The organism is Rhodococcus sp. NPDC057135 (genome assembly GCF_042670865.1).
Lineage (GTDB): Bacteria > Actinomycetota > Actinomycetes > Mycobacteriales > Mycobacteriaceae > Rhodococcus_F.
Genome location: NZ_JBHUUU010000011.1, coordinates 46,015 through 59,306 on the forward strand (window position 1 = coordinate 46,015; position 13,292 = coordinate 59,306).

Annotated in this window: 13 protein-coding genes; 2 read left to right on the plus strand and 11 right to left on the minus strand. The window is 62.8% G+C overall.

Annotated features, from left to right (window positions below):
* Nucleotides 1–37 precede the first annotated feature (37 nt).
* From ACFT1A_RS20815 to ACFT1A_RS20825, 3 genes are read right to left on the minus strand one after another with little or no spacing between them, the layout of a single operon-like run.
* The gene (locus tag ACFT1A_RS20815; RefSeq protein WP_378448554.1) at nt 38–868 is read right to left on the minus strand and encodes a mycofactocin-coupled SDR family oxidoreductase; all 831 of its coding nucleotides are present in this window, start codon (nt 866–868) and stop codon (nt 38–40) included.
* Nucleotides 869–872: 4 nt separating this feature from the next.
* Nucleotides 873–1,670: a mycofactocin-coupled SDR family oxidoreductase gene (locus ACFT1A_RS20820; RefSeq protein ID WP_378448555.1), complete on the minus strand. Its 798-nt coding sequence runs from the start codon at nt 1,668–1,670 to the stop codon at nt 873–875.
* Nucleotides 1,667–3,292 carry a flavin-containing monooxygenase gene (locus tag ACFT1A_RS20825; protein ID WP_378448556.1) on the minus strand — a complete coding sequence of 542 codons (1,626 nt, stop codon included), beginning with the start codon at nt 3,290–3,292 and terminating at the stop codon, nt 1,667–1,669. The genes ACFT1A_RS20820 and ACFT1A_RS20825 overlap by 4 nt, the downstream gene beginning before the upstream one ends.
* 299 nt (nt 3,293–3,591) lie before the next feature.
* Between ACFT1A_RS20825 and ACFT1A_RS20830 the strand changes: the two genes are divergently transcribed.
* The gene (locus tag ACFT1A_RS20830; RefSeq protein ID WP_378448557.1) at nt 3,592–4,032 is read left to right on the plus strand and encodes a hypothetical protein; all 441 of its coding nucleotides are present in this window, start codon (nt 3,592–3,594) and stop codon (nt 4,030–4,032) included.
* Between the two features lie 7 nt (nt 4,033–4,039).
* Here ACFT1A_RS20830 and ACFT1A_RS20835 read toward each other — a convergent pair whose 3' ends face one another.
* Nucleotides 4,040–4,699, minus strand: a complete 660-nt coding sequence (locus ACFT1A_RS20835) for a response regulator (protein ID WP_378448558.1) — start codon at nt 4,697–4,699, stop codon at nt 4,040–4,042.
* Between the two features lie 176 nt (nt 4,700–4,875).
* On the opposite strand from ACFT1A_RS20835, the gene ACFT1A_RS20840 reads away from it, so the two are divergent.
* Nucleotides 4,876–5,337, plus strand: a complete 462-nt coding sequence (locus ACFT1A_RS20840; protein ID WP_378448559.1) for a hypothetical protein — start codon at nt 4,876–4,878, stop codon at nt 5,335–5,337.
* Between the two features lie 89 nt (nt 5,338–5,426).
* Here ACFT1A_RS20840 and ACFT1A_RS20845 read toward each other — a convergent pair whose 3' ends face one another.
* The 7 genes from ACFT1A_RS20845 to dnaJ all read right to left on the minus strand — a co-directional run bounded on the left by ACFT1A_RS20845 (nt 5,427) and on the right by dnaJ (nt 13,290).
* On the minus strand, nt 5,427–6,602 hold the full coding sequence (locus ACFT1A_RS20845; RefSeq protein ID WP_378448560.1) for an NADH:flavin oxidoreductase: 1,176 nt from the start codon (nt 6,600–6,602) through the stop codon (nt 5,427–5,429).
* A gap of 133 nt (nt 6,603–6,735) precedes the next feature.
* Nucleotides 6,736–7,455 (minus strand): ABC transporter ATP-binding protein, encoded by a 720-nt coding sequence (locus tag ACFT1A_RS20850; protein ID WP_378448561.1) that lies wholly within the window; start codon nt 7,453–7,455, stop codon nt 6,736–6,738.
* Nucleotides 7,455–9,305, minus strand: coding sequence for an ATP-binding cassette domain-containing protein (locus ACFT1A_RS20855; RefSeq protein ID WP_378448562.1), 1,851 nt, complete (start codon nt 9,303–9,305; stop codon nt 7,455–7,457). The genes ACFT1A_RS20850 and ACFT1A_RS20855 overlap by 1 nt, the downstream gene beginning before the upstream one ends.
* Before the next feature lies 1 nt (nt 9,306).
* Nucleotides 9,307–10,164: a branched-chain amino acid ABC transporter permease gene (locus ACFT1A_RS20860; RefSeq protein WP_020906602.1), complete on the minus strand. Its 858-nt coding sequence runs from the start codon at nt 10,162–10,164 to the stop codon at nt 9,307–9,309.
* Nucleotides 10,161–11,375, minus strand: coding sequence for an ABC transporter substrate-binding protein (locus ACFT1A_RS20865; RefSeq protein ID WP_378448563.1), 1,215 nt, complete (start codon nt 11,373–11,375; stop codon nt 10,161–10,163). Before ACFT1A_RS20865 ends, ACFT1A_RS20860 begins: the two co-directional genes overlap by 4 nt.
* Nucleotides 11,376–11,707: 332 nt before the next feature.
* A complete protein-coding gene (locus tag ACFT1A_RS20870; RefSeq protein ID WP_003944355.1) occupies nt 11,708–12,118 on the minus strand; it encodes a heat shock protein transcriptional repressor HspR in 411 nt (136 codons plus the stop codon).
* Nucleotides 12,115–13,290 (minus strand): molecular chaperone DnaJ, encoded by a 1,176-nt coding sequence (dnaJ, locus tag ACFT1A_RS20875; protein WP_378448564.1) that lies wholly within the window; start codon nt 13,288–13,290, stop codon nt 12,115–12,117. The genes ACFT1A_RS20870 and dnaJ overlap by 4 nt, the downstream gene beginning before the upstream one ends.
* Nucleotides 13,291–13,292 lie beyond the last annotated feature (2 nt).

Consider the following 13,292-nt stretch of genomic DNA (forward strand, 5'->3'; position numbering starts at 1 on the left):
GGTTGGGTGAAACCGACGCTACACACCGTGGCGGAACTCAGCGGGACGAACTGCCCGCATCCACCGGCAGGGCGACAGACGTGATGTAGCGGGCCTCGTCCGAGGACAGGAACAGTGCAGCGTTCGCTACGTCCACCGGTTCGATCCACGGAATGGCGAGCATGTTCATCGTCATCGCCGCGGCAGCAAATTCCTCGCGGGTGGGGTTCTCGAGGTCCGGGCGGAACTTGCCGCGCACCAACGGGTTCTGAATCATCGGGGTGTCGACGTTGGTGGGATGAACGGTGTTCACGCGCACGTTGTACGGCGCCAATTCCTTTGCCAGCGAGCGCATCAGACCGACCACACCGTGCTTGGCCGCTGTGTAGTGCGCAACCCCGACCAACCCCCGCAGTCCGGCGATGGAACTGGTGAGTGTCATCGATCCCCCACCTCGCTCGATCAAATGCGGAGCCGCAACGGTGGTGGTGTGCCACACGCCGGTCAGATTCACGTCCAGCATGGTCTGCCACATCGTTTCCGACATGGTCAGCGCCCCGTCAGAGGACGTGATACCGGCTGTAGCGCAGACGATGTCGAGACCACCGAGCGCTTCGACGGCCGAGTCGACGGCACTTCGCAGCGCCTCGAGATCCCGAACGTCCACTACAGCGGATTCGACCTTTCGCCCCAGCGCCTGGATCTGCGCGACGGTCTCGGCCAGATCGGCCTCCGTCGCGGGCGGCGTGACAGTCGTTTCCACCGACGTGCACACGTCGACCGCGATGATGTCCGCGCCCTCTTCGGCAAAACGTACGGCCTGAGCCCGCCCGATTCCACGTGCCGCACCGGTGACCAGCGCGATCTTGCCTTCCAATCGAGAAGTCATCAATTCACACTTTCTGGGTCAGGCCGGCGTCGACCACCAACTGACAGCCGGTCATGTAGCGGGACTCCGCGGATGCAAGAAACAGGACGGCATTACTGACGTCCACCGGATCGACCCAGGGAACGGGCAACAGGTTGCGTGCGCTCAGCACGGCAGCGGCGTCGGATTCGGTGGGATTCTCGATGTCTGGGCACAGGTTCGCGAACACTCGCTCGTTGATGATCATCGGAGTACGTACCGAACCCGGATGCACGGAGTTGACCCGAATGCTTTCCGTCCCCAACTCGTTGGCCAACGTTCTGGCCAGACCCACCACGGCGTGCTTGGCAGCACTGTAATGACCTGCTCCGGCAATACCTTTGATTCCCGCTGTCGAGCTGACCAGAACGACAGACCCACCGTCGGCGAAATGCGGAACACAGGCCTTGACCGTGTGCCACGCCCCGGTGAGATTGACGTCCAGCGAGCGGTTCCACACTGCAGGATCGATGGTCCACGTCGGTCCAGGCGTGTCGTAGACGCCGGCGTTGGCGACCACGACGTCCAGACCCCCGAGTTCGGCAACGCACTCGGCCACGACGGCGGCCAAGCCGTCGAAGTCCCGAATGTCCGCGACGCCGGTGACCGCGACGCCACCTCGATCACGCACTGCCTGAGCGGTTTCCGCCAAACCCGACTGCGCCTGTTCGACATCCAGCGCGATCACGGACGCGCCTTCTTCGGCGAGCCGCTCGCAGTGTGAGCGCCCCATTCCGCCGGCCGCACCGGTCACCAGTACGCGCTTGCCCTCCAGCCGACTCATGCGTGCACCGCACTGTTCAGCTCGAAGCCTCGGTATCCCGCTGCTGCCACGTCAGCACAGATGTCGGAGTAGACACCGAAGCCCCCGATGAATGGCATGAATATCCTCGGCTTTCCCGGGATGTTGGCTCCCATGTACCAGGAGTTCGCGGATGGAAACAGCGTTGCCGACGCCCGGCGCGAGCACTCCTCGAGCCAGCTGTTCACAGCTTCTGCGCTGGGTTCGATCGTGTCGATGCCGTTGGAATCGAGATGGCCGATCGCGTCGGCGATCCAGTCGACGTGCTGCTCGGCAGCGAGAATCATGTTGGACAGCACACTCGGGCTACCCGGCCCGGTGACGATGAACAGGTTCGGGAAGCCGTGCATGCCCAACCCAAGGTACGTTCTCGGGCCTGCGTGCCAATTCTCCCGCAAGGTCTCGCCGCCGCGTCCACGGATCTCGATGCGATCGAGTGCCCCGGTCATCGCGTCGAAACCGGTGGCGAACACCAATGCGTCGAGTTCGTAGTGCGAGTCGGCCGTCTTGATCCCGGCCTCGTCGATCGCCTCGATCGGTGCGCTCTTGAGATCGACCAGGCTCACGTTGTCACGGTTGTAGCTCTGGTAATAGTCGGTGTCCGTCACGATCCGCTTGGTCCCGATGGGGTGGTCGTTCGGGATCAGCAGGTCTGCGATGGACTGATCTTCGACCACCGATCTGATCTTGGCCTCGGCAAACGCTGCCGCCGTCGCGTTGGCGTCGATGTTGCTGGTCTGGTCTGCGAAGGTCTTGGCGAACAGAACACCGCCGAGCTTCCACCGCTCCTCGTAGGCCGCGTTCCGCTCGGCCTCGGACACCTCGAGTGCACTGCGCGGGTCCGAGACGAACGGTGATCCGCCGCCACTGCGCTTGGACTGCACTCGACGCTCTGCGTAGTCGGCCTTGATCTCGGCGCGCCGCTTGTCATCGAGAGGCGTGTTTCCCGCCGGCACACTGTAATTCGCGGACCGCTGGAATACGAAGAGGTGATCGGCCTGCTCGGCGATCAGAGGAACGGACTGGATGCCCGACGAACCGGTGCCGATGACCCCGACTCGCTTGCCGGTGAAATCGACGCCCTCGTGCGGCCAGAAGCCGGTGTGGAACACCTCGCCGCCGAAAGTCTCCCGACCTGCAATGTTCGGGACGTTCGCGGTCGAGAGACTGCCGGTGGCGCAGACAACGAAGCGTGCGGTGACATCATGACCACCGTCGGTGTGCACTCGCCACGTCGACGAGCCCTCGTCGAACTGTGCGCTCTGGACACGGGTATCGAAAGTGAACCCACTTCGCAGGTCGAAGCGATCGGCAACATGATCGAGGTAGGACAGGATCTCCGGCTGCGCCGCGTACTTCTCGCTCCAGTCCCAATCCTGTTGCAGCTCTTCGGAGAAGGAGTAGGAGTAGTCGAAACTCTCGACATCGCAGCGTGCGCCCGGGTAACGGTTGAAGTACCACGTTCCGCCCACTCCGGAGCCCGCCTCGAAGCCGTGGACACGCAGCCCCTGCTCGCGAAGTCGGTGCATGGCGTACATGCCGGCGACGCCGGCGCCGATGACTACGACGTCGAGTGGTGCGGTGGAGAAGTCAGGATCGGTCATGGTCGCCACGCTACGAGTGGACTGGTTCATAGAGGAACGGGGTCTCCCGCTGGGTGGGCGGAGCTTCCACCCCCTGACACTGGGTGGGCGGAGCCTCCACCCCATGGCGCTGGGTGGGCGGAGCTTCCACCCCCTGACACTGGGTGGGCGGAGAGCACGGCTGTCCACTGATCGGGGGACACCGATGTCGTCCAGCACTCGGACCGGTAGGCGGACAGACCCGAATGAAATTGGGGGCCATAGTTATCTCATCACCGAAACACACGGTCACCGAGACCGACAAACCCGAGGAGAACCTCATGAGCACCAACACAATTGGATCCGAAGCAGTTTCCTTTTCCGGCCTCAGCATGGCAGCTCTGGTCGCCCGCGCCGCCGGTGTGAACGCCGTGAAGTCGATGACCGACACTTCCGTCACGACGGCGATGATCAGCAATTCGGGCTTCGGGGCCCTGTATCTGGTCGACGCGTCCAATCCGAACGGCGACTGGATCGTCCCGCCGGCCGACTACATCCTCCCGAACATGAACGTGAACGTTGTCGCCACCAGCAAGAACCAGAACGATTTCCCCATCGTGCTCACGTACCGCTCCGACGACGGTGGAGTTTTTGTCTTCAGCGCCACCAACTCGAAGACCAGGGCGGATGCCGGCGGAACGTACGCTCCAGACGGCCACGACGTCACGGTGACGATGACCTCGGGTTACCCGGCCATGAATGTCACGTACGTCCTCCGGTGACGCCTGCTCACTCCAACAGACCCTGCCGCATCGCGGCGGCGACGGCGGCGCCTCGATCGTTGACTCCGAGTTTCTCGTAGAGGCGCTGCACGTGGGTTTTGACGGTGGAGGGCGCGAGAAAGAGCTGAGAGGCGATGGCGGGGATGCTGGCGCCCTGCGCGATCAATCCGAGGACTTCACGTTCGCGGGCGCTGAGCGTCGGGCCGGACGGTTCACTGCGACGCCGAACCTCTCCGACCAATCCGGCGGCAATACTGGGCGGCAACACATCTCGTCCCGCAGCACAGTCGAGCACGGCGCTCACGATCTCGGCGCGAGTGGATTCCTTCGGCAGGAATCCGGCAGCACCGGCTTGCAGAGCCTGATAGACGACGGACGACTCGTCGTGAGCACTGAGCAGTAGCACCCGCGTCGGAAGCTCGTCTCGAACCACTGCGGCGGCGACCTGAGTTCCGTCCAGGTGCGGCATCCGGAAGTCGAGCAGCGCGACCTGCGGGCGTAGTTCGCGAATCATTGCGAGCGCTGCTGCGCCGTCGTCGGCCTCGCCCAGGACGTTGATGCTGTCACTGCCGGTCAGAGCCCGAACCACGCCCTCACGGAACAACGGGTGATCGTCGCCGACCACCACGGAAACCTTGCCGGCCAGCGGCTTCGTGCCTTCGCGCATTGCTCACTTTCTCACGCCCGTACCAGCAATGCGAGCACTTACGCCTCCCCCGATCGGGGGACAGACGATTCAACCCCGCCAAGGCCCCGTCGGCGGACATACAGCAGCACTCATTCGCGACAAGATTGATTCATCGCCGAGAACGGCAACCACACATTATCCCAGGAGCAGACATCATGCGTACCAACACCACTCGCTTCGTAGCAGTCACCGCAATCGCCCTCGCTGTCGGCGGAGCCGCACTGGGAACGGCAGCGGTCGCCAACGCCGGCACCATGCCGACCGACGGCCCGACGGTTGCCATGACCATCACCAACAACACCGACAACCCGATGCTGCTGGACAGCGCGTCCAACCCCTACGGACAGTGGATCAACGGCCCTCGCTCCTACCTGGCCCCGCACACAACCGAAATCGTCACCGCCTACAGCAGCGATCCCCGCGGTATCGGCGTCGATGTCACCTACAACGTGGCCGACGGTGTACAGACCGTCATGGCGGCCAACAACTACGCCGGCAACCCCACTCTCGACGGAACTCGCATCATCGGCGACCCGACGCACGTCATCCTCACCGATTACATGGCCACCGGCTACCCCACGATGAACGCGTCGTACGACGTCTTCACCCAGAACTGAACCAGACAGGCTGAATCAAACAAACTTGTTTCGCTACGGCCCACGACCCGGTATCCACATGGATGTCGGGACGTGGTGTGTGCCGGCCCCTAGACCCGCTCGACCAACACGCAGCGGGCGCCACTGAAGATCGTAGGCATGCACTTGTTGCAGTGGATGCACAGTGAATGAGTATCGGATTCGGCTGCGATCCGATTGATCAGATCCGGTTCTCTGAGCAGCGCCCGCGCCATGGCGACAAACTCGAATCCCTCCGCCATCGCCGTATCCATACCCGCTTTGTCCGTGACACCGCCGAGGAGCACGAGCGGTAACTTCACCGCAGCACGGATCTGTCGGGCCTCTTCCAGCATGAACAGCGGCTTGTACGGATAGGTATGCAACATGCTCTTGCCCACCAACTGCACACCGAGTCGAACTGGTTGCGGCATAGCGGCGGCGAACTCGCGGATCGGCGCATCGCCCTTGAACAGGTACATCGGGTTGAGCAGTGAGCTGCCCATCGTCAACTCGAGCGCGTCGACGCTTCCGGATGCCTCGAGCCACTGCGCCACCTGGATTGCTTCGTCCACCCAGAACCCGCCTGGCACACCGTCGTCCATGTTCAGCTTGGCCAAGATCGCGATCTTGTCGCCGACGGCATCACGCACACTGCGCGCAGTGTCGAGTACGACGCGGGCCCGGTTCTCCAGTGATCCGCCGTAAGAATCCTTACGACGGTTGAGTTTCGGGCTCAGGAACGAACTCGCGAAATAGTTGTGACCGAAGTGGATCTCGACGGCGTCGAACCCTGCCTCGACGGCAAGTTGCGCGGCGCTGCCGTGTGCCGCAGCAATTCTGGCGATGTCCGCTGTACTGGCGCTGCGAATCATCTTCATGCTCAACGGATTGAACGAACTCGACGGCGCCAGCGCAGGCAGACCGGTCGACTTCTGATTTGCCACCGGACCGGCATGCCCCAGCTGCGCCGACGCTGCTGCCCCTTCGGCGTGAATGGCATCGGTGAGTCGTCGCAGTCCGGGGAGCGCTTCGGGCCGCATCCACAGCTGGCCGTATTCGGTGCGCCCTTCCGGTGCGACGGCGCAGTACGCGACGGTGGACATCCCGACTCCCCCGGCTGCCGGGCGGCGATGGAACTCGATCAGCTCGTCGGTGACCAGGGCGTCGGGAGTTTTGCCTTCGAATGTCGCGGACTTGATGATTCGATTTCGAAGAATCACCGGGCCTAGCTTTGCCGGGGCAAGTACGTCGGGAGCAGCGGTCATCAAGTTTGCCTCTCGCGGGAGTTGTGTGCAGGACGGTAGATCGATGGCCCCGAGCCGGCTAGTACCCGTGCCACGGAGCGGGAAACGACTTCAGCCCGGCCGAGGTGGCCGGGCTGAAGTACGTCACTGCTGTTCAGACGCGTCCGAAGTACGCGTCCTTGAGAACTGCCAGGTCGTCGATGTCCTTCGCGTCGGCGTCGAGAACCACCTTGCCGATGTCGAGGACTGTCACGTGATCGGCGACGCTCATCGCGGCCTCCACTGCCTGCTCCACCAGCAGGACCGCCAGTCCGGTTTCCTTGAGCTGTTGGACGCGGTCCATCACCTCGCCGACAATCACGGGAGCGAGACCGCCCGAAGGTTCGTCGAGCAGGAGCAATCGGGGCTGCGCCATCAAAGCTGCACCGATCGCGAGCATCTGCTGCTGACCGCCCGACATGGAACCGGCGGGAAGCGAACGCTTCTCCCCCAAGATCGGGAACATCTCGTACATGGACTCGACGGACTCCATGAGTTCGCTGCGCCCCACCTTGCGGGTGTACCCGCCGAGCAGGAGGTTCTGCTCGACGGTCTGCTTGTGGAAGACCCGCTTGCCCTCTTGCACGTACGCCATCCCCTGCCGCACCCGCTTGTGCGCGGGAACTCCGGTGATGTCGGCGCCGTCCATCTCGACGGTCCCCGAGGCCACTTTGTTGAGTCCGGACAGGGCGCGGAGCGTGCTCGTCTTGCCTGCCCCGTTGCGTCCGAGCAGAGCGGTCACCTGGCCGGGATAGACGTCGAACGACACATCCCAGACGACGCGCAGATCGCCGTACCCTGTCTGCAGGTTCCGGACCTTGAGAATCGGTTCCATCACTTCACCTCGCTGGTCTGATGGTCTACTGCGCCGATTTCTTCGAGAAGCGCTTCTTCGTCACCGGACTTGACTCCGAGATACTCGCTGAGCACGCGCGGGTGATGTTCGATGGTGGCGGCATCGCCGGTGGCGATCACCTGCCCTTGTGCCAGCACGACTATCTCGTCGGCCAACGAGAGCACGAGGCGGAAGTTGTGCTCCACCAACACCACTGTGGCCCCGGCATCTCGCAGTACCCGGATCAGATCTGCCAGGCGCTCGAGTTCGTCCTCGTCGAGTCCCGATGCCACCTCGTCGAAGAGGACCACTCTCGGCTCGGCGATGACGGCGCGAGCAACCTCGAGCATGCGACGCATCCCCAGTGGCAGTGAAGTCGCGATCTCGTTGCGCAAGTGCGACATCCCCACGAGTTCGAGGACACGCTCGGCCTCGACGATGTCGGCCTTCGCGATCTTGCGGAAGCTGGGCAGGCGAAGCACGGCCGACGCCATCGACGCACGGTGCACCGAATAGCGTCCGGATGCAACCGCTTCCAGAACCGTGATGTTCTCCGGAATCGTCGGAGTTTGGAACGTCCGCGCCACACCCACGCGCGCCACCTTGTGCGGCGACGACTGCGAGACGACCGTGTCACCGATCGTGATCACGCCCGCATCCGCGGTGTAGAACCCGCAGATCATGTTGAGCATGGTCGTCTTGCCTGAACCGTTCGGCCCGATCAACGCAGTGACCTTACCGGCTTCTGCAGTCAGAGTTGCCGCATTGAGTGCCTGGTTGCCACCGAACGCTTTGGACACTCCGTCGACCACCAACCGTGCGCCGTTGATCGGCGCCAACTCCGGTGTTCCACCGCTGTTTTCCTTCGCAGCGACAACGCCCAAGCCGGCCTTGCGATCGAGTTTCGAGACGATCGCTCGCCCGACCTTGGTCAAACCACCGGAGAGCAGCACACCGCCGATGATCAGGAAGCCGCCGTAGAAGATCAGCGAATACTCCTGGAATGCCGTCGACTGATTGGGACCGAGCTGCATGATCGCGGCACCGACTACGGCGCCGTACACACTTGCCGCACCGCCGAGGATCGACGCCGCCAGAACTGCTGTGGCAAAGGTGAACCCGAAGGCCTCCGGCGAGATGAACAGGTCGGTGTTGGCAAACAGGGCACCCGCCAGCCCGGCCGGGAACGCACCGATGGCATAACCGAGCAGCTTCATGCGGAAGACCGACACACCCTGCGACGACGCCAGAACTGGTGACTGCTTGAGTGTGCGGAACGCGATGCCGTGGCGCGAGACCACCAGGTTGCGCATCACCGCGAACCAGAGGACGGTCACGACGACTACCACCATGTAGTACTGCTGGGTGTCGAGTTCGGAACCGAAGAGCGTCGGCGGCTCCATACCGGTGAGGCCGTTTCGGCCGCCGGTCTTGCCGCCGAAGATCGCCAGTACGTCCGGTACCAGCAGCACCAGGAAGAACGACGTCATCGCCAGAGACCAGTTGCCCAGGCGCAGACCGGGAACACCGGTCAGGATGCCGACAGCCAGTGCCACCGCACCGGAAGCAGCAAGCTGGAGCAGGATGTCGGTGTGACCTGCCTGGGACATCAGACCGGCGGTGTAGGCACCGGCCGCGTACATCGCGGCCTGACCGAGGGCCAGTTCACCGGCAAAACCGAGGCTCAGGTTCAGACCACTGACGACAAGCGCCAGAATGCAGGCCAATTGAATCTGCCGTGATGTCGACAGATCGAGTCCGAGGACCGGGAGCAGCAAGATCACCACGGCCAGGACCAGCGGGATGATCCAGCTCGGAAGGGAACGGAAAGTCCGCCACGCACTTACCATCTCACACCACCCGTTCTCGGACATTGCCGAACAAGCCGGCAGGTTTGACCATCAAGATGACGATCAGCACCGTGAAGACGGCGATATTGCTGTACTGACTTCCCGCCCACAGGGCAGTGAACGATTCCACCAGACCGACGGTCAACCCGCCGATCAAAGCGCCTGGCAGAGAGCCGAACCCGCCGATCGCCAACGCCACGAACCCCTTGAGCGCCAGTGCGGCACCCAACGTCGCGACCGCAAACGTCTTGGGTCCCACCAACAGTCCGAGGACACCGGCCAAGGCACCCGAGAAGGCAAACGCACCCAACGCCAACCGTCGTACGTTGACTCCGCGCAGCATCGCCGCTTCACGATCCTCGGAGATACCGATCAGAGCCAGACCCGTCATCGTTTTCTTCGAGACGTAACTCAACCCGATGACCAATGCGATCGCCGCAACCAGCAGAGCGATCTCGACCGGGTAGGTACGGCCGCCGAGCAAGGTGATCGGTTCGTTCGATCCGAAGAACGGAACGGTGAGAGGTTCACTACCCCAGATCAATTGGGTGGCGCCGTTGAGCAGAGTCGCAACGCCCAAGGTCGTCACCAATTGGTTCTGGTGATCAGCCACCGGTCTGATCGCGACTATCTCCTCGACCGAGGCGAGGAGCATCACCGTCACGGTTGCCATGACGGCCACCACGAGAACGGGGAGTTTCAGAGTCACCAGACCGGTGTAGGCGACAAAGGTGCCCACCATCATCAGCTGAGCTTGAGCGAAATTGAAAGTGTTGGAGGAAACGAAAACGATGTTGTACCCGATGGCAACCAGCACGTAGACCGCGCCGAGCGCCAATCCGGACCACAGAATGGTCATGACGCAGCCGGGTTTCCGAACTGACCGTTGAGGATCTTCGTCGGACTGATGAACTTCAACTCACTGGTGTCCGGATTCGGGCCGTGGTTGTCGGAGCTGAAGTTGTAGCGCGAGAGGAAGGCAGTCTTGGCATTCTCCTGGACCTCCGAGGTTTCCAGCGCCTCGGCGAGCTTCTTCGGATCGGTCGAACTGCCGACCTTCTCCGCTGCTGCCGCGACGAGGGGGAAAGCGTCGTAGTTGTCCGCGAGGATGAGTGTCGACGGGATGGAGCCCAGTGACGCCATCGTGTCCACCATCGTTGTGACGAGCGCATTGTTCGGATCGAACACCGTGCTGGTGAACACCTGCGTCACAAGGTTCTTCACCTGGGGCGTACCGAGCACACCGGCCGGCGGATCGTTCGCGATCAGGTTGGTGGCAGACACCGAGGTGTTTCCGACCAGCGGCACATCCCAGCCGAGACGCTCGAGGCTCTGCAACACATATCCGAGTGGAGCACCGTACGCATCCAAGGCGATGGCCGCGGCACCGGCATTCTTGAGCGACTGCAACTGAGCCGTCATGTCCAGCGCTGCAGCGTCGTACTCCTCGTTGCCGGCAGCCTTCAGACCGACCTTCTCGAGTGCACTGGTCATCTCTTCGCCGAAGAGTTCACCGTAGGCGGTGCTGCCGTGCAGCACTCCGACGCTGCTGTAGCCCTTGGTCTTTGCGTACTCGGAAATTCCGCGAGCTGTGTCGGTTGCGCCCGGAGCCAGGTCGAAGTTCAGCGGGAACTTCGAGGGGTCCGTCGAATCAGGCGAGGGCGCCATGCTCAGCGAGAGGATGTTGTTCTGCTTGAGGATCGGGAGAACCGCAGCAGCGATCGACGAAGGACCCGAGTTGAGGTAGAGGTCAGGCTTGTTGCCCGAGTTGATGGCTTCGCGCAGCTTGGTGACGGCGATCGTTGCGTCACCCGCGTCGTCCACCGTGGTGAGCTCGATCTGGCGGCCTCCGATTCCCCCGGCCTCGTTCTGGACCTGAACGCCCGCCTTGGTGGCGAGCAGCGAGGTCTGCGAGTTCGCCGCGAGGACTCCCTGTGCACTGATCCCGCCGGTCAGCAGCACTCGGTACGGCGAGTCCGCGCCACCGTCGGACTGCGAGGAACCACTACACCCTGCAAGAGCCAGAGCCGTCACGGCTACTGCCGCAACAAGAATGGGCCGACGATTCATGTCTGCACTCCTAGAACACATGTATGCACCGAACGTCAGGCGAATACCTGACGAAAGAAGGATCGGCTGATGGACACGCCTGATTTCAAGCACCAACTAACCAAGCACCCGCTTGATGATCTAGCAAGCAGTTGCTTGGGTTGGAGCATAGAATGTGATCTGGATAACGTCAAACGCGCAAAAGAGAAGTCCTGGAAGCGGACGCTATGCACATACGAGCCGCCTCGACAGCACGATTCCCGCTGGGTGGAAACGCCAAAACGGCCCCACGCCCTGCGGGATTCGGTGAAGTGAATCCCACTAGGCGTGGGGCCGTGTTTCCAAAGTTCCGACTAGCGTTGGTTGCGAGGCTTCCACACCACCAACGCGTTGTTGCGCGGGATCGGCACGAGGTCCCGGCGATAGCCCGCATGGACTTTCGCGATTTCCTCGGCCAATTCGCGGACGCGATGCTGCAGAGCCTCGACCTGGTTGGTCAGTTCGATGATCCGTTTGATTCCGGCAAGGTTGACGCCCTCGTCCTGCGAAAGCCGTTGCACTTCACGAAGAAGGGCAACATCACGCGGGGAGTAGCGTCGTCCACCACCGGTGGTTCGGTGCGGGGTGACCAACCCGAGTCGGTCGTAGTTACGCAAGGTCTGCGCATGCATTCCGGCCAACTCGGCTGCCACCGAGATCACGAAGATCTGAGCGTCAGGATCGACCGTCGCATCCCATTGATTCTGCGGTCGTTCGGTCATCATGCACCGGCCCACCCGGCCCGTGGATCGAATCCGCTCGCCTTCTCGGCTTCGAGATAGGTTTTCAGCGCTTCGATCGCCGGGTCGTCCAACTTCTGCGGGACGGATACCTTGACGGTGACCAGAAGGTCACCGGCTCCCTCGGGACGCTTGGGGATGCCACGTCCGCGAACTCGCAGAATACGTCCGTCCACCGTTCCGGCCGGAACCTTCACTCCGACACGGCCGTCCAAGGTCGGCACCGACAGTGTCGTTCCCAGTACCAGCTCGCCGTAGCTCACCGGAACCGTCAGTGTCAGGTCGTCACCGTTGCGGCCGAAGACGCTGTCCGGCTTGACGCGGATGTTGACGAACAGGTCGCCGGCCGGAGCTCCGCGGAGACCCGCTTCGCCCTTGCCCTTGAGTCTGATCTTCTGACCATCACTGACACCCGCAGGTACCCGTACCGTGATGGTCCGTGTGCGATTGGTGACGCCGCTACCGTGGCAGTCCTCGCAAGGCGAGTCGATGATCGAGCCGGTCCCCCGGCAGTCGTCACACGGCTCACTGAATCCGAAAGCGCCCTGGTTCCGACTCACTACGCCGGTTCCGTTGCAATGCGGGCACACTCGCGGGCTGGTGCCTGGCTTTGCGCCGCTGCCGTGACACGTGGTGCACGACGTCGGGCTGGTCAGACGAAGTGGGACGGTGACGCCGAGCGCTGCTTCGCGGAAGGCGAGCGTCGTCTCGGTCTCGAGATCCTTGCCTCGACGCGGGCGGTTGGGTGCAGCTGTGCGCTGGCCCGCTCCCCCACGGTTGAACAATCCGCCGAAGATGTCTCCGAGACCCGAGTCCTGTCCACCGGCGCTGCCGCCGCCGAACAGGTCGTTGATGTCGAAACCACCAGCGCCGGGGTTGAATCCGCCGCCGCCTTGCGCGCGGGGACCGAAGCCGCCGCTGGCAAACAGACGCCTGGCTTCGTCGTACTCCTTGCGCTTTTCCGGATCGGAGAGCACTGCATGAGCTTCGCTGACTGTCTTGAAACGCTCTTCGGCCTTCGCGTCGTCAGGGTTGGCATCGGGATGCAGATCCCGGGCCAGCTTGCGATACGCCTTCTTGATCTCGTCGGCCGTGGCGGTGGACGAGACGCCCAGCTCCTTGTAGAAGTCCTTCTCGATCCACTCCCGTTGACTCACTG

Coding starts and splice junctions, on each gene's coding strand:
- ACFT1A_RS20865 (WP_378448563.1), bottom strand. CDS start 11,375: ATGAATCGTCGGCCCATTCTTGTTGCGGCAGTAGCCGTGACGGCTCTG.
- ACFT1A_RS20815 (WP_378448554.1), bottom strand. CDS start 868: ATGACTTCTCGATTGGAAGGCAAGATCGCGCTGGTCACCGGTGCGGCA.
- ACFT1A_RS20850 (WP_378448561.1), bottom strand. CDS start 7,455: ATGGAACCGATTCTCAAGGTCCGGAACCTGCAGACAGGGTACGGCGAT.
- ACFT1A_RS20825 (WP_378448556.1), bottom strand. CDS start 3,292: ATGACCGATCCTGACTTCTCCACCGCACCACTCGACGTCGTAGTCATC.
- ACFT1A_RS20855 (WP_378448562.1), bottom strand. CDS start 9,305: ATGGTAAGTGCGTGGCGGACTTTCCGTTCCCTTCCGAGCTGGATCATC.
- ACFT1A_RS20860 (WP_020906602.1), bottom strand. CDS start 10,164: ATGACCATTCTGTGGTCCGGATTGGCGCTCGGCGCGGTCTACGTGCTG.
- ACFT1A_RS20845 (WP_378448560.1), bottom strand. CDS start 6,602: ATGACCGCTGCTCCCGACGTACTTGCCCCGGCAAAGCTAGGCCCGGTG.
- ACFT1A_RS20820 (WP_378448555.1), bottom strand. CDS start 1,670: ATGAGTCGGCTGGAGGGCAAGCGCGTACTGGTGACCGGTGCGGCCGGC.
- ACFT1A_RS20870 (WP_003944355.1), bottom strand. CDS start 12,118: ATGATGACCGAACGACCGCAGAATCAATGGGATGCGACGGTCGATCCT.
- ACFT1A_RS20840 (WP_378448559.1), top strand. CDS start 4,876: ATGCGTACCAACACCACTCGCTTCGTAGCAGTCACCGCAATCGCCCTC.
- ACFT1A_RS20830 (WP_378448557.1), top strand. CDS start 3,592: ATGAGCACCAACACAATTGGATCCGAAGCAGTTTCCTTTTCCGGCCTC.
- ACFT1A_RS20835 (WP_378448558.1), bottom strand. CDS start 4,699: ATGCGCGAAGGCACGAAGCCGCTGGCCGGCAAGGTTTCCGTGGTGGTC.